At 55.2% G+C, this 15947-nt stretch carries 13 protein-coding genes; 3 read left to right on the top strand and 10 right to left on the bottom strand.

What is annotated here, in order from left to right; translation table 11 throughout:
* Positions 1-196: 196 nt before the first annotated feature.
* The 3 genes from FHT67_RS12405 to FHT67_RS12395 all read left to right on the top strand — a co-directional run bounded on the left by FHT67_RS12405 (position 197) and on the right by FHT67_RS12395 (position 3723).
* Positions 197-1117 carry an aldo/keto reductase gene (locus tag FHT67_RS12405; RefSeq protein WP_132312756.1) on the top strand — a complete coding sequence of 307 codons (921 nt, stop codon included), beginning with the start codon at positions 197-199 and terminating at the stop codon, positions 1115-1117.
* Positions 1118-1254: 137 nt separating this feature from the next.
* On the top strand, positions 1255-2160 hold the full coding sequence (locus FHT67_RS12400; RefSeq protein WP_132312754.1) for an AraC family transcriptional regulator: 906 nt from the start codon (positions 1255-1257) through the stop codon (positions 2158-2160).
* Positions 2161-2439: 279 nt separating this feature from the next.
* On the top strand, positions 2440-3723 hold the full coding sequence (locus tag FHT67_RS12395) for a WD40/YVTN/BNR-like repeat-containing protein (RefSeq protein ID WP_167198536.1): 1284 nt from the start codon (positions 2440-2442) through the stop codon (positions 3721-3723).
* Between the two features lie 66 nt (positions 3724-3789).
* Here FHT67_RS12395 and FHT67_RS12390 read toward each other — a convergent pair whose 3' ends face one another.
* The 10 genes from FHT67_RS12390 to FHT67_RS12345 all read right to left on the bottom strand — a co-directional run bounded on the left by FHT67_RS12390 (position 3790) and on the right by FHT67_RS12345 (position 15612).
* Positions 3790-4389, bottom strand: a complete 600-nt coding sequence (locus FHT67_RS12390; RefSeq protein ID WP_167198534.1) for a glycerol-3-phosphate acyltransferase — start codon at positions 4387-4389, stop codon at positions 3790-3792.
* A complete protein-coding gene (locus FHT67_RS12385; RefSeq protein WP_167198531.1) occupies positions 4386-5486 on the bottom strand; it encodes a glycosyltransferase in 1101 nt (366 codons plus the stop codon). Before FHT67_RS12385 ends, FHT67_RS12390 begins: the two co-directional genes overlap by 4 nt.
* 187 nt (positions 5487-5673) lie before the next feature.
* Entirely contained in the window at positions 5674-5883 is a 210-nt protein-coding gene (locus tag FHT67_RS12380) for a hypothetical protein (protein WP_167198528.1), read from the bottom strand.
* Between the two features lie 279 nt (positions 5884-6162).
* The gene (locus FHT67_RS12375; protein WP_132312867.1) at positions 6163-7071 is read right to left on the bottom strand and encodes an ABC transporter ATP-binding protein; all 909 of its coding nucleotides are present in this window, start codon (positions 7069-7071) and stop codon (positions 6163-6165) included.
* Between the two features lie 26 nt (positions 7072-7097).
* The gene (locus tag FHT67_RS12370; RefSeq protein WP_243867135.1) at positions 7098-9848 is read right to left on the bottom strand and encodes an ABC transporter permease; all 2751 of its coding nucleotides are present in this window, start codon (positions 9846-9848) and stop codon (positions 7098-7100) included.
* Between the two features lie 29 nt (positions 9849-9877).
* Positions 9878-10948: an efflux RND transporter periplasmic adaptor subunit gene (locus tag FHT67_RS12365; protein ID WP_243867133.1), complete on the bottom strand. Its 1071-nt coding sequence runs from the start codon at positions 10946-10948 to the stop codon at positions 9878-9880.
* Positions 10905-11609: an ABC transporter ATP-binding protein gene (locus FHT67_RS12360; protein ID WP_132312742.1), complete on the bottom strand. Its 705-nt coding sequence runs from the start codon at positions 11607-11609 to the stop codon at positions 10905-10907. The genes FHT67_RS12365 and FHT67_RS12360 overlap by 44 nt, the downstream gene beginning before the upstream one ends.
* On the bottom strand, positions 11609-13111 hold the full coding sequence (locus FHT67_RS12355; protein ID WP_132312740.1) for an extracellular solute-binding protein: 1503 nt from the start codon (positions 13109-13111) through the stop codon (positions 11609-11611). The genes FHT67_RS12360 and FHT67_RS12355 overlap by 1 nt, the downstream gene beginning before the upstream one ends.
* A gap of 516 nt (positions 13112-13627) precedes the next feature.
* Positions 13628-14935, bottom strand: a complete 1308-nt coding sequence (locus tag FHT67_RS12350) for a sensor histidine kinase (RefSeq protein WP_167198519.1) — start codon at positions 14933-14935, stop codon at positions 13628-13630.
* Complete coding sequence (locus tag FHT67_RS12345) at positions 14932-15612, bottom strand: response regulator transcription factor (RefSeq protein ID WP_167198517.1); 681 nt, start codon at positions 15610-15612, stop codon at positions 14932-14934. Before FHT67_RS12345 ends, FHT67_RS12350 begins: the two co-directional genes overlap by 4 nt.
* Between the last annotated feature and the right edge of the window lie 335 nt (positions 15613-15947).

Here is a 15947-nt window from a genome sequence, read left to right as displayed (position 1 = left end):
CTAAGTCCATGCCTTGAAACCAGCCATCAACTGTGTCACAATCGAGAAGGATACGCGGGACAGTTGTCTGTATCCCGTCAGTTTGCAACCGATTACATAGTTGGCGGCAATCCAGTCCGATTCAGCACGAAGATTGATCACGAATAGCGCGATTCGCGCTAATTGTGTAAACATCCATTTTAGGAGGGACTTATCAATGAGAACCATCAAACTCGGAAGCACGGCGCTTGAAGTACCGGTAGTTGCGGTTGGCTGCATGCGTATCAATTCCTTGGATAAAGCAGGGGCAGAGCGTTTTGTCCAAACGGCACTGGAGCAAGGCGCGAACTTCTTCGACCATGCGGACATTTACGGAGCCGGCACATGCGAGGAAATCTTCGCGGAAGCGATTCATATGAACGACAGCGTTCGTGAAAATATTATTTTGCAATCCAAATGCGGCATTAAGCCTGGCGTTATGTTCGACTTCTCGAAGGAGCATATCCTTGCTTCGACGGATGCGATCCTGAAGCGTCTCAAAACCGACTATCTCGACATTCTGCTCCTGCACCGTCCGGATGCGCTGGTTGAGCCGGATGAAGTGGCGGAAGCGTTCGACCGTCTGGAAAGCTCCGGCAAAGTACGCCACTTCGGCGTATCGAACCAGAACCCGATGCAAATCGAGCTGCTCAAAAAATCGGTGAAGCAGCCGATCGTGGCGAACCAGCTTCAGCTCAGCATCACAAACGCGAACATGATCTCGAACGGCATTAACGTCAATATGGAGAACAGCTCCGCGATCAACCGCGACGGCAGCATCCTGGACTACTGCCGCCTGCACGACATTACGATTCAGCCTTGGTCGCCATTCCAATACGGCTTCTTCGAAGGCGTATTCCTCGATAACGACAAGTTCCCTGAGCTGAACAAAGCGATCGACGCGGTTGCCGGCAAATACGACGTGAGCAACACAACGATCGCGATTGCGTGGCTGCTCCGCCACCCTGCCAAAATGCAGCCGGTTATCGGTTCGATGAACATCGAGCGTCTGAAGGACTGCGTGAAAGCAGCCGACATTACGCTTACCCGCGAAGAGTGGTACGAAATCTACCGCGCGGCAGGCAACATCCTGCCATAAGAAGCTTTCATAAGCTTAAAGCAGCCTCTGGTTCAACGCCGGAGGCTGTTTCTTTTTCTATAGCAAGAATCATCAAGAACATGGGTTTCCATTCGTATACAATGAGGTCACCCGGAGAACGAGGAGGCAGCATTCGAGTGAAGCAGGACTATCTGGTGCAGATTCAGCAGACGATTGATTACATTGAAGCCCATATAGGCGAGGAGCTTTCTTTATCGCGGCTGGCGCAGGTCGCGAGGCTCTCGGACTTTCATTTCCACCGGGTCTTTCAATCCATGGCAGGAGAGACCGTGATGGAATACGTGCGTAAGCGGCGTCTCGCTATATCCGCTTACCAGGTGGCTTATTCGGATGCAAAGCTGCTTGATATCGCTCTCGATGCCGGGTTTCAGAATCATGAGACCTTTACCCGCGCCTTCAAGCGCATGTTCGAAATGACGCCGGCCGAGTACCGCAAGCGGGCGATCAAGCCTCCTGCCTACTCCAGGCTGAACGTGCTGCAGCGCAAGTACAATCCCTATTTAGGAGGAATACGAATGGAATACAAGATCATAACCAAGCCTGCCTTCAAGGTCATCGGCTACGAGATCCGCACAAGAGCAAACGGAGATAATCATAAAGAGATTCCGGCCTTCTGGCAGGAGTATATTCGGAAAGAGCTGTACAAAAACATCCCGAACCGCGTGCACAAGGAATCTCCGGTCGAGCTTGGCATCTGTTACAACTTCGATATGGGTTCGGACGGCTTCTCTTACCTGATAGGAATGGAAGCGGAAACCTTTGACGGCGTAGAAGGCGAAGGTCTTGTGTGCCGCGAGTTCGACGGGGCCGAATACGCCGTGTTCACCACGCCAAAGGTGCCGCGCGAGCAGTTCTCCTCCTCGATTCAGAATACGTGGATGACGGTCTTTAGCGAGTGGTTCCCTCATTCGGGCTATGAGCATGCCGGAACGCCGGAGTTCGAGCTGTACGACGAGCGCAGCAGTCCTGAGCTGCCGGAGATTCAGATGGACATCTATATCCCGATCAAGAAAAAGGCTTGATGAAGCGAAAAGAAGGCTATCCCCAGCCGAGGGGATAGCCTTCTTTTCATGGCCTTGTTGCTTTGGAATTAATAAGTCCGGCCGCAACCAGCACGCGCTTCATCATAACGGCCGATTCCGCGCGGGTAATCGGCTGATAACGAATACTTTACCGTCGAATTTCCCCTACCGAATGACCAAAATACTTTATCACTAAAATTTCCTGCAACACTAAAGAAATTTGGTTCGTCTATGGGGGAGAAGGTTAAGCTATTAATAAAAAATTAGGCGGTGAACATCATGAAAAAAATCAGCACCCTTGTTCTGCTTGTAACGCTAAGTCTCACCCTGCTTCTGGCAGGCTGTTCGAAGGCTGATAACTCGGCCAATACACCACCCGCAAACAACGCCACCAACCAGACGTCAAACTCTGACAATAATGACACAGGTTCGGCCACTCCAAGCACGAATGCGCCTAGCACGGAACCGGATAACGCTGCTTCGCAGCAGCCAAGCAATGACGGAGGCAGTACTTCCGGGAATCCGACTCCAATTAGCACCAATGAGCAAACCGCTCAGATTGGCAATGTTACGGCTCTGCGTCTTGCCGATTCGAAGACGGGCTGGGTAGCAGGCAACGGCCAAATCGCAAGAACCGATGACGGCGGAGCTCACTGGAAACTGCAATATTCCGGCAGCAAGACGATTAACCAGATTTTTGCCCTTAGCAGCAATAAAGTATGGGCGACAATCGGCGACAGCAATGCCAAAAGCCTGATTCTCATCCAATCGACTAATGGCGGAAAATCCTGGACGAAGGCGGGCACCGTGCCTAATCACGGGTTCCTTCATTTCACGAACGACAAAACGGCCTTCAGCGGCAACGCGATGACCAAGGACGGCGGCAAAACGTGGACGGAGCTGCAGACGCCGGGCAAAGAGATCGGTGAAGCCTACTTCCATGACCTGAACAACGGCTGGGCTGTGCAAGTGGTGAACGGTCGTCTTCTTTTCATGCATACCGGGAATGGCGGCAAGACTTGGAGCACCGTGATGACACGCAAGACCGAAGCAGCGCCTAACGGCGTGATTATCCGTTCCACGGCGGCAACCGATGCCTGGATAGAGCTCATCGGAGACTCCGGCATGTCGCAAACCTCGTACTCGCTGTTCCACACAACGGACGGCGGCAAAACCTGGCTCCCGGCGATCGTGAGGAACGGCGCGGGCTCCGGTCCGGCACCGGGCTTTACAATGAACGATGCTTCGGTTCCGAAAGGCATGACCAGCGCAGCCCCTGGCGCCCTGTATGTCGTAAATCCGCAAACCGCGATTATGGGCGGACAATGCTCGGCCTGCGACAAACCTAACACCATTATGAAAACAACGGACGGCGGGAAGCATTGGACGATCAGCAAGTCTGAATTTACGGGCTACGGCACGCAATTTATCGGCGCGTCGGATGCGAACCATATCTGGTTCATCACGACGGACGGAACCAATGCAGCCGTACTGAACACATCCTCCGACGGAGGCAAAACCTGGCACAAGGCCTTTACCTTCAAAAAGCCTCAGCAAAAATAAAAGACGGCACAAGCCCTTCTGCGATATCGCAGAAGGGCTTTGTTTATATTCGCTTCTTGAATTGAATTAGCTCGTTTCCTTAACGCCTATCAGCTCTTTCCGATGCGAATAAGCCAGCAGAAGAAAATTAATCAGAGCGAAAAGCACATAGGGCCAGGAATAATGGTCGAGCACCAGATAGATGGATAAGAGCAGCATCCCCAGCACCACGTGAAAGGCGTCGGTCTCTTGGGAGGTAGGCCTGCCCTTGCTCAGCCGTCGGGATGCCAACAGCAGCACCGCCAATATTATCGCATAGGCAAGAGAAGCAGCGAAGCCGGTAAGCCCGCTCCAGACCCCGAAGGTTACGGCAATCGCCTTGCCGCCCTTCCAGTCGGTAAACGGCGAGAACATATGGCCAAGGATAGCTGCCGCAGCGGGAAATATTATAGCGAAGCCGGTAACCGAGTCGCCGTGATGCATCAAGGCCATCGGCAGGTAACCCTTCGCAAAGTCCAGCGCAATGCCGGCGAAGCCGTAGCCGTAGCCCGCTGCCTTCCACAAGTTAATCGCACCCGGATTGCCGTCTCCGTAGGTTTTCAGATTAATCTTCTTTATCCTGCCGATCCAATACGAGAACATCAAGGACCCCGCCAGAAACGCTAGTGCCGTCCATCCGATAATCATGGATTGCCACGCCCCCCCACCTCAATGCTTCTGCCCTTCCAGGCCACCTTCCGCAGAAAAACCACCTGATACAGCGAATAAAGCATAATGTACAAGAAGAAAACTGTGCTTAACAGATGAACAGCGGGAAGCCAGATACCGAAGCGCCCCGTATAACCGACAAAATAATAAATTTGCAAGGTGTAGAGCACATAACCGATGGCTAAAGGCAGCAACGCGGACGTTCCAATGACAAAAGGAGCCGCTTCCGCCGCAATCAGCCCGAGCAGCCAGCCGGCGACGAGCAATGTAGTCCGGATCTGCAGCTTGCTTGTGCTGAGCACGGCCCCTTTGCTGAAGCCTTGAATCTCGCTTTTGATCCCGCCGGGATACATGCGGAAGGATACCATTCCCCGGCCGATATAATTCGTTACTTTCACCCCGGCCTGGATAAACCTGGCTCCCAGATTCAGGTCGTCAAGCACCTCGCCTTTGACGCTCTCATGCCCTTTCGCCCGCTCGTAATCCTCCCTTGCGGCGAGAATACAGGAGCCGTATAAGCCTTTATCCGGGTTTGTCCGCTCCATGGGAGACGTAAAAGCGAACAAGCCCAGCAGGTTCGGGATAAGCGCCAGCCGCTCATAGAATTTTTCCGCCACGTGAAAAGGTACAACCGAGAGGACTCCGCCCTCCTTCTCTCTGACGGCCAGCAAGGAGCGTACCGCGTCGGGCGCAAGACGGACATCCGCATCCAGAAACAGGATCATATCGCCTCCGGCCTGCAGATAACCGTTCCATACCGCCCAGTTCTTGCCTGTCCATCCTGATGGGAGATCCGGGTTCGAGATGACGGTGATGCCGTAGCTTTCCGCGATCTCCCGCGTCCGGTCCCCGGAATGATCATCCACCACGATAATCTCATACGGTTTATAGGACTGAGCCTTCAAGGAACCCAGCAAAAAAGGCAAATTGCTCTCTTCGTTACGGGCCGGAATAATAACCGACAGCTTTCTTTCCTGAAAGGGACCATCGCCGCTCTCAGGCACCGTATTCCTTCGAAATAACACAAACCCCATGCCTGAGGTGCATACGAGTAAGGCTGTGATCAATACCCCCATGTCTCACACCCCCCAATAAGCTTATATAGCAAATATATGGCTTTGACGGTCGTTCTAAGAACGTTTATCTGCCGGGATGGGAGGCTTGATCCATTAATATTTTATAAAAGCGCTGGAGATGGACCGCGCAACGGGATGGGACGACAAAAAAACAAGACCCTTCGCAGGGTCTTGCAGGGTCTTGTTTTTAGGCGAGCTTAAGATTAACCAGTTCTTCCTTAAGCGCCGAGCGCGACGGGTAATCCCGGAGCAGCTGCTCGACAATCTGCTTAGCTGGAGTAATTCCGCCTGCTTTTGCAAGATGCTTGATTGTTCCGCATACTTTCTTATATTGCTTTCGATTTGAGGCGCGGGCAGCTGATATTTTAATCCAGTCGACGAATAAGGAGTAAAACATTCAAGATTTGATGCTTAATAGCCATCTCTCGGAATATCGCGAAGTTTAAATGTTGTTCTAAGTACAGATTCGCTTCCCGCTCTCCGTCAAATCTTTGAATAACATGATAACGAAGCTCAGCAGCATGCTCTGTAAAAAATGATCCACTGTCTTCCTGCTCCATATCCGCAAGCTGCTTTTCCCATATTCCTCTCTCTGACGAGTTGCTAACCAATAGCATCGCGCTGTCCATAAGCGATAATTATTTAATCTCATATTAACAGGAGTAGATCCTCAACTCTATGAGGAATCGCTATTTTCCTCGACAATTTCAGGCGGCCCAATCGTCACCCGCTTCCCGTCGAACGAAAGCACGGCCTTGCCCTCCACCTTCATCTGCTCCAAATAATCCTTCGGGATTTGCAGCCGCCCGACTTGATCGAGGACGACAAACCGTTCGTGGCGGGAGCCAAACCGGGCATCCTGCTCAGGTCGCGCCGACATCTCGGACTCATTCCCTAGTCCGTCCCCCTCCCGCTTGATCCACTCCGTGCTGGTCAAACCGTCGCGGATTGCCACGACGCGGTCGACCCGATCCGCAACCGACAGATCATGGGTAACAATAACGATCGTCACCCCCATCTCCCGGTTTAAGCGGCGAAAAATTTCAAGGATCCGTTCGCCCGTTGCATGATCCACCGAGCCCGTCGGCTCGTCGGCCAGCACCAGCTGCGGCCGGTTCGCCAAGGAAATGGCAAGCGCGACGCGCTGCTGCTCGCCGCCGCTCAGCTGGGTAAGACGGCTGCCCATCCGGTGCTCCAGCCCGACTGCCGCAAGCAGCTGCTTCGCGTAAGCCCGATCGAGCTTGCCATGGATAAGCATGGGCAGCTCGACATTTTGCAGGGCGGTCAGGTAAGGAACCAGATTGCGCCCGTTGTTTTGCCAGATGAACCCGACAGTCTCCCTTTTATAGGTTATCAGCTGCTCCTTGGTCATCTTCAGCAGATTCCACCTGCCGACATGCGCCTGACCCGCCGAAGGGCGGTCAAGCCCGCCCAATATGTTGAGCAGGGTCGATTTGCCGCTGCCGCTGTTGCCGATAATCGCCATCATCTCGCCCTGCTCTACCGTCAGATTCAGCCCGTGGAGGGCAACGACTTCTACCTCGTCCGTTTTATAGATTTTGACCAGGCCTTCGCAATAAATCATTGGCGTCGTTCCGACTGCTGCTTCCATTAACGTTCCTCCCCAAGCTTAACGGCCTGCGTAATGCGCAGGCTTCTTAGCTGCCAGAGCAGGAGACAGGCGCCTGCCGCCAGCATAAAGCCGATTGCCGCATAGAGCTTCAGCATATCCCCCGCTTCGAACACGATCCTAAACGGCGGAACCTGCCTGGCATTCTCCAGGCCTTTATCCTGCAGGAACGGCAGGAACAACCGGCTGGCGAGCTGACCCAGACCGATGCCTGCGGCAACGGACAGTCCCATGGTGAAGAGCTGCTCCAGGAGCAGCATGCTTGTCAGCTGCAGACGGGACAGCCCCATCGCACGCAGGATGCCAAGCTGAACCGCCCGGCGCGACAACGCGAAGAACCAGAAGATGAGATAACCAAGCAAGGACACCAGCAGCGAGATCAGAAAGCCGAGACTTAGGATCCCGAACAAGCCGCCTTGGGCGGGATGATTGCGACGGTCGATCAGCTCAGCCCGCGCGTCCCGTACCGAGCTTACTTCGATTCCTCGGTCAGCAAGCGAATCGAGCACATTCGCCAGCTTCGCGCCGTCCTTCATGTTCAGCCACACCTCGTATGGCGTCTTCTCCACCTGCTGATAAATATAATCCAGATTCCCGATAAAAAAAGGCGCTTCATCCTCGTACAAGCTTGGCCAATACGGGACAACACCCACCACGACGAACTCCACCGGGGTATTGTCGTAGCCGATCTGAATGGTAAGCGGATCGCCTTCCTTCAGGCTATGCTTCTTCGCAAACGCCTCGGATACAAGCACAGCCTGTTCAGCCGTGCCTAACGCGTTCAAATAATAATAAGGATGCACCTTGTACAAATCGTTGCGGAACCAGGCAGTCCCGGCAAAAGCCGCATTGTCGATTCCGACGACCTGCCCGCTTCCCGCCGACTTGCCGCTTACCTCAACCTTGCCGGTTGCCTTCCATACTCTTGCGGCGGCCTCTACGCCCTGCAGGTTCCGGAATGCCCCAAACGACGGCTCCGTATAATAAATTTTGTTCTGGTCATTCTCGTCCTGAACCCCTTCCCAGGCCGTCTCGAGCACGACGTCGGCACCATATTCATACTTCGTGCGGTCCGAGGCATTCAGATCCATGGTCCGGGCGGCCGCAGAGTTGTACACGCCAAGCCCAATCGTCAGAATGAGCAGAATCATCAGCGGGTAAAAGCTTGCCGCCGAACGGGACAGCTGCGTCAGCGTGACGTACAGGGTAACCGGCATGCGGCTTTGCATGAGCTTGTTCCAATACCGCAGCAACAGCGGGAACAGCCTTAAACAGAGCAGACCGGCGGCGAAGATCATTAACGCGGGCAGGACGAAAATAACGGTCTGCAGCGCGGTGTCTCCCCCGCTTCCCGCAGGCACGAGGCTGCCGCTTTGCAGCAAGTACCAACCGGCCGCAGACAGAAGGGCCAAGGCCGCGTCCATATACAGCCGCTGCCATAACGGCTTGTCTGCCGATCTGGCCCGCTTCCGGGCATGCTCAACCACGGAAGCTTCGGCATATTTCCGGATTGGAGCGGTAGACGCCACTACCGCCAGCAGCGTCGCCGCACCCCCAAAGAGCAGGGACATTCCGGTCAGGCCGACCGGTATCGATTTTCGCCCGACAAAGGACAAGAAGCCGCTCGACGATCCGATAGCCTTCGCCATAAACCAGGCCAGCGCCAGGCCAAGCAGGAGTGCCGTGATTCCCAGCAAAACCGACTCCAGCGCATATAAAGCGGTAATCTGACGGGGACTTGCCCCGCGGCTGTGCAGCACGGCAATATCGCTGCGCTGCCTCTCCAGCGCTTGCTGCGCGTTCAGCGTAATGAAATACAGCACCATTGCCAGCACCGGTGCGGCTAGCGCGAACAGCATGGCAAGCAGCAGCATGCTTTGCTTTTGGAACTCATGAAGCATGGCCGCGAATGAGAGATTTATCTTCGTGCCTGCCAGCATGCCGTGCAGCGTAATGTCCAGCCTTCCGAGCTCGCCGATAAGAGGGGCCAGGTCGCGAATCCGGATATTTTGCAGATCAAACGCATAGTACCAGCCGCCTTCGCCCGGCATAAGCTTATTGCCGCCAAGCAAGGTGCCGAACATCGTCTTCGGGCTGACCCACAGCGTATCCGCCAGCTTGTCCTTGCCTTCAATCGCCCAGCCGAAGTCCGTCTCGTTCTTCAGCGTATAGGAACCGGTGATGCGAAGGGTCAGCCGCTTTGTTTTTCCGTCTGCGTTTTTGGCATCGTACGTGAACGTATCGCCAATCCTCCAGTCGTACCGTTCCATCGCGTCGCTTAGAACCAGCACCTCGATTGCACCGTCCTGGATGCCGTCTCTTGGCAGCTTCCCTTCCGTCAGCTTCACCGCATCCGGCACGCCGCTTTGCGTGGCGAGCTCCATGCGGACCAAACGTCCGGCTTGCGCGGAGCCGCTGCTCCGAATCGTGGAGGATGGAAGGCTAATTCGGCTGGAGTAGGCTTCGACCGGGAACCCGATACGATCCGGCAAAGCCTCCTTGATCCACTCGTCCAGTCCGTTAAGACCCGACCAATCCGCGTCAGTGCTGCCGTCCGACTGGTATTTCATGTACAAGGAAGCGGCGGGGAGACCTTCCGTCTCCTCCTGCAGCGACTTTGCGACAACACGCTTCAGCGTGCCGTCCGCATACATCGGAATACTCATGGCGAAGGAAGCCGCGACGGTTAAGCCCAGCAGCGTGCTGAGCGTAAACCAGCGGTTTTGCCACATTTTCAGAAATAGAAACTGGAGAATGCGCATTATTTGCCCACAACCTTCTGGCCTTCCTCCAGCCCTTTAATAATCTCAACATCCGTTGAGGTCTGGATGCCGGTCTCGACGTCCACCTCGCCCTTGCTGCCGTCTTTGCCCGCGACAAGCACGTAATGCCGGCTGTTTTGCGTCCGGAGCGCGGCTATGGGAATCGTAAGTACGTTCTCCTTGCGCTGAACAATGACGGAGGCCGACAAAGGCGTTCCGCGGCCAAGGCCGTCAGGCGGCTTATCGAGTTCAATTAGGGCATAGGCATCAAGCGACTCCTCGCCGCCGTTATCGCCTGACTGCCCGTCATCGACCGGAAGCCTTTTGACCTTGCCTTTAAATTCGCCCACGGCGTTAATGTCCACGAGCGTCTCCATGCCGGGAGCAATGCTGTCCATATCGCTCGTGTTGAACTGTACGGCAACGACCAGCGAATCCATATCGGCAATGCGGCCAATCGCCTCGTATGCCCGGGCCAGATCCCCTTTTTCCGCCGTAAAGCTGACGATTGTTCCCGAATAAGGGGCCACCAGCTTCAGGCTGTTCAGCTCCTCCCTCAGCTCGGCAAGCTCTTCCTTCATCAGCTCGTAATCCAGCTGCTGCTTGCGCAGGATTACGCTGTCCGCGGCTTCGGAGTCGCCCCGCATCGCTTCCTTCAAATCCAGCTCGGTCTTCTCGATATCGATCTCCTTGCGCCGGATCTGGCTATTCAAGTCCCCCGGATCCAGCTCTGCCAGCACCTGTCCCTTCTTCACCTTATCCCCGGCCTGAACATGAACGTCCGTAATCCTCCGGTTATCCGTCTCGAAAAACAAGTTCTCCTCCCGCACGGACAACAGCTTGCCCGAGCCGGTCGCTTTCAGCTCAAGCGTCTTCCGCTGAACCGGATATTCCGGCTTCTGCGAAATCTTCGGCACCTTGATTTGCGGCAGCGCCTCCGTCTCTTCCTCCTGCGGCATCAGCGAGCAGCCTGCAAGCAGAGTAAAGCCGACCACCGCAAGCAGCAGGCCTGCCGCGCGTCCTTTCTTATTCCGGCTCTTGCAGCCGGCCGTCCGCCATCTGATAGACAACATCCGCCGCCTCCCATAACGTAGAATCATGTGTCGTCATGCAGATGGCGATTCCCTCCGCTTCGATGATGTCGCGAAATATGGCAATGATTTTTGCCGCCATCTGCGAGTCCAGCTCCGCCGTTGGCTCATCGGCGAGCAGCAGCGCCGGTTTATGGGCAATGGCCTTGGCAATCGCAATCCGCTGCTGCTCGCCGCCCGACAGCTCGGAAGGACGATGATTGGCCCGCTTCGTCAGCCCAACCAGCTCCAGGCATCTGGCCGTCCTTGGCTTCCATTCCGAGCGGCGTGCTCCGGCCATTCTGAGCGACAGCTCGACATTCTCCCAGGCGGAGAAGAGCGGCAGCAGGGCAAAGGATTGAAAAACAAAGCCAATCTGCCTGCGCCGAAGCATCGTCAGCTGCTTATCGCTTTGGTTCCGGAACGACCGCCCCCTGAAGAGAACCTCTCCCTCGGAGGGCTGGTCCAATCCGCCGAGCAGATTAAGAAGCGTTGTTTTTCCCGAGCCGGAACGCCCCCGAAGCATGGTCAGCTTACCGGATTCGATGGCGAGGTCGATTCCCTTCAGCACCTGAAGGGGGCTGCCGCCGCTAATGAAGCTTTTGTAAACGCCGTGCACCTCAAGCAACGGACCCCCAGGCTGTATAAGCTGAACGGCCATTATTCCGCCGCCTCGTCCGCCAGCGCCTTCGTCAGCAGATCCTGCCCTTGCGACTGGATGGCCTTAAGCGCATCGTCAACGGACTGCGTACCTTGAACCGCCTGATTAATTTGACCGGCGGCCATCTCCTCGAAGGAAGCCGCAAAGCCATCCGGCAGCGATTCCTCTTGCAGCAATGCCTGCTCATTGATCTTCTCGTTGTAGAAAGCGTCAATGTTCTTGCCGTCCGCTTCGTTCTTGTAGGCCGTTCTTGCCGACAGAGCCGGCGAGGACTTGGAGCTTGTCTTTGCGAGCTGCTCGCCGTTTGCGTACTTCAGGAATTCCCATGCAGCGGGCAGGTTCTCGGAAGAAGCATTAATCGCAAAAATCGTATCGAGGCTCATGCTGCCGGTAACCCCTTGCTGCGAAGGGTCGGTTGGGATCGTGACGAGATCCCAGTTCACGTCCTGACCCGGTGCTTTAACGGAACCGCCTTCGCCGCTTCCCGCCGCTTTGGTTGCCGTGGCCATCTTTACGCCCTTGATGCCCATCATGTTCATCAGCATGGGACCATCCACCGTCATAGCCGCTTGTCCGGACATAAACCGCATGGTAGCCGGACCAAACGAAAAGGTCGTCTTCCCGCCGCCCATTCCGCGGATCATCAATCCTCCCTGACCGCCTCCTCCTTGCGATGCAACCGTGGAAATGCTGCCCGATTTGTATCCGTCCACCACCGACTGGACAACGGCCTTCCATTCCGGCGTGTCAAAGGATACCGTCTTGGCCTCGCTGTCCGCATACAGAAGTCCTTTGGCCTCGCCAATCTCCCGGATCAGCTCGAACGAGTCCTGCGTCTGCATAGGAAGCGATAACCCGTACAATGCGTCATCCGCTCCTACCTTGTCCATGGATACGTTATCGCTGCCCTTTTTCGCCGGGAACCTTGCCGCCAGCTGCATCACTTCCTCCCAGCTCATGCCGTCCGTCGGATACGGAACGCCGTATTTATCGAACAGGTCTTTGTTGTAGTAAAGCGCCTGGCTCGAGAAGGTTGGGCTAAGCCCGTACAGCTTGCCGCCGCCGCGCGCCTTCAGCAGATCGATAACGGATGGCAGGAACGAATCGAGGTCGAAGCTGTCCTGCTTGACCGCGGCATCCAAATCGTACAGCTTGCCGTCCTTTGCGAGCTCCGCGTATTGATCCTCCGTCAGCAGAACAGCGTCCGGCTGCTGCTCCTCGATAAAGCTCTCCATCGCCGCTACCGGATCATCCGCCGACATCGCCTCCTCCGTCGACACGACCTCCAGCTCCACATTCGGGAACATCGCCTGAAAGGCGTTGCCGTACTGCATGTAGAAGGCTTCCTCGTTGAAATAGCCGACCTTCAGCGTTCCTTTATCCTCTCTGTCCAGGCTGCCGAACGCGGCGCTGCCTTCTTTGCCGCCCCCCGAAGTGCAGGCCGTTAAGGTTAGGGACAAGGCCAACAAACTTGTGGCAAGCCCTCTTCTATTTCGTCTCACTGCCGATCACCCTTCTTTCGTTTAATAGGTTCAACGGTAAGTATGATTCGCGTTTCTTAGAAAACCGTTAGAGAAGCTGAAAGCAAGCTTAAAGGACGATTAAAGGGAGGTAAAAAAGTGGCGGGGATTACCGCAAGGCGGCATTTCGCTGCTGCATGCTCCAAGCGCAGAGGCGGCACCCCTTGCAAGCGCAGGCTCTATTTTGCATGGCTTCTGCCGCAGTTTTCCCGTTGGGAGGCGCTCTCATCTTACACGTTGCATGTATTGCAGGATAATGAGCCGCTTGGGGTCGCTTGGGGAACATATAGTGCAGCAAATGCAGGATAACACGCCGGTGGGAGCTTATTTGTGCTGTTTTCCTTCGATATCCTGTAATCCATGCAGCGTATTTGACGTTACAGAGCTGAACGAGCTATTACGCTGCATTTCGTGCAACGTATGCGCAACTATTAATTCCATCACAAAAACGCCCTTAACCGTCAGCTTGGACAGTAAGGGCGTTCTCTTGTTCGTAAATTATCCCACGGGTAAAGTGACCAGTACACGCGTGCCTACAGCGGTCTTGCTCTCGATGCGGATTTTGCCGCCGTGGCGTTCGACAATCCATTTGGCGATGGCCAGTCCAAGGCCCGTTCCGCCTTCCTGCCTTGTCCGCGCCTTATCCCCGCGATAGAACCGGTCGAAAATATGCGGAAGATGCTCCGGCGGGATGCCGATTCCCGTATCCTCGACCTCGAGGTACACGGTATGCGCCAGCTTGCGGCAGGCTACCCGGATGACTCCGCCCTCCGGCGTATATTTAATGGCATTATCCATTAACGCCATAAGGAGCTGATGCAGCCGTTCCTCATCGGCTTGCAGCTGAATAGGCGACTCTACTTCGCCGCGCAAAATAATATCCTTAACCTCCGCCAGCATCGTCATCTTGCTGATGCCGTCCTGCACGATCCGCTCCATCGAGATAAGCTTCTTATCCAGCTCTAATTGATTCGAATCGGAGCGCGCCAGCGTCAGCAGCCCGCTGACCAGCTTGCCGAGCCGCCTCGTCTCCTGCAGCACCATGGAAATATGCTTGCTGTCCTGCTCAATCGTATGCTCCGGATGACGGAGCAGCATCTCCGCATGAGCTTGAATGACGGATAACGGCGTGCGCAGCTCATGCGAGGCGTCCGAGACGAACTGCTGCTGCTTCTCCATCGAGTTGCGGATCGGGATAAGCGCACGGTTAGCCAAATAATAACCCGCCGCAACGGCGACCAGCAGCCCGATAAACCCGCCGAGGAGCAGAATCATACGCAGCCGGTTCAGCATGCTCACCTCTGCCGAAATATTCGTCAGCAGCTGCTGCTTCACGCCAACCTGCACCTCCCCGCTAATGCTGCTGTAGAGCACCGGTGATGCCGAATCCTTACTGCCGTTGAACACGCGGTAATACTGGTCGCCAAGTTTGACCGTCTCGGGACGGTCTCCGAAGTTATCCGGGCGGAGGTGATTCAGATCTTTTTCCCCGAACATGGATGCCGCGGGCAGCTGGATCGGCTGATTGTCCTTCGTCCAGTACAGCTGAAACACGGGACGGTTCATCTGGCCTACCTGATAAATAACGGTTGGTTTCATCTGCAGCGACGGCAAGGCTTGCATGGTTATCTTCGAGCTCACGCCCGCCACCGTCAACTGATTGCTTACTCCCGTCAGGGACTTGTCGATCTGCGAGAACAGCATATCCTTCATCACGAAGTACACAAGCGCGTTCAGCGATATAAGTATGATGGATAAAACAGCGGCGTTGCGGATCGTCAGCTGCATTCGGGTGCGCTTGATCATGACGTCTTCTCCTTCAGCATATAACCAACACCGCGGATGGTATGGATATAACGGTCGCAGCCCGAGGGCGTAAGCTTTTTGCGCAAATAATGGACGTATACATCCACCACGCCGGGGCTAGCATCCGAATCGATTCCCCAGACGCGGTCAAGCAGCTGCTCCTTGGTCAGAATCTGCTCCCGGTTCAGCAGCAGAAACTCCATCAGCTCGAATTCCTTTGCCGTCAGCTTCAGAGGTTCTCCGCTCGCATAGCCCTCCATCGCGTGGCATTTTACCGAAAGACTGCCGTAGTTCAGCTCCCCGTCCTTCGCTCCCCGCAGCTGGCGGCGCATAAGCACGCGAAGACGGGCCAAGAGCTCCCGCATCGCAAAAGGCTTAATCATATAATCATCGGCGCCCGCATCCAGCCCTAGTACCCGGTCCTCTACTCCATCCCTTGCGGTGAGCAGCAGAATTGGCGTGGTCAGGCCTTTTCCGCGGAGCTCCCGAAGAACGGATACCCCGTCTATGCCAGGCAGCATAATATCCAGAATGATCAGATCATGAATGCGTTGATCGGCCAAATACAGACCTTCCAGTCCGTTGTCTGCTTCATCGACCTGATAAGCTTCTTCCTTCAGAACCGTCGCAACGGCGTCGCGAAGCGGTTTTTCGTCTTCCACAATGAGTATCCGCAAGGCTCTCTGCCCCTTCTTCTAACATAATGACTTGCCCCATTGTACAGGATGAACCTTAAAGAAGAGTTAGAAGACTTAACTTTCATGCCTACACCCGCTTCGGCGCTCGAGACCGCCACTCCAGTGACGTTAAGGTCCCTCAGGGATCTTAACCAACTATCTAGCTACTCCTTTCGCTTGCTTAAGGTCCCTTAGGGACCTTAACTTTCATGACTACGCCCGCTTCGGCGCCTCGGGACCGCCACTTCAGCAACCAATAAGACCCCTGCGAGGGTCTTATCGGTTGCCTTTCTGCCGTCCATGCATGGTTTGCGCTCCATCGGTTCCCGTGCCGC

Source organism: Paenibacillus sp. BK720, assembly GCF_011761545.1.
Lineage (GTDB): Bacteria > Bacillota > Bacilli > Paenibacillales > Paenibacillaceae > Pristimantibacillus.
Note: the sequence above shows the minus strand (reverse complement) of the source record. Positions and strands in the feature narration are given on the sequence as shown.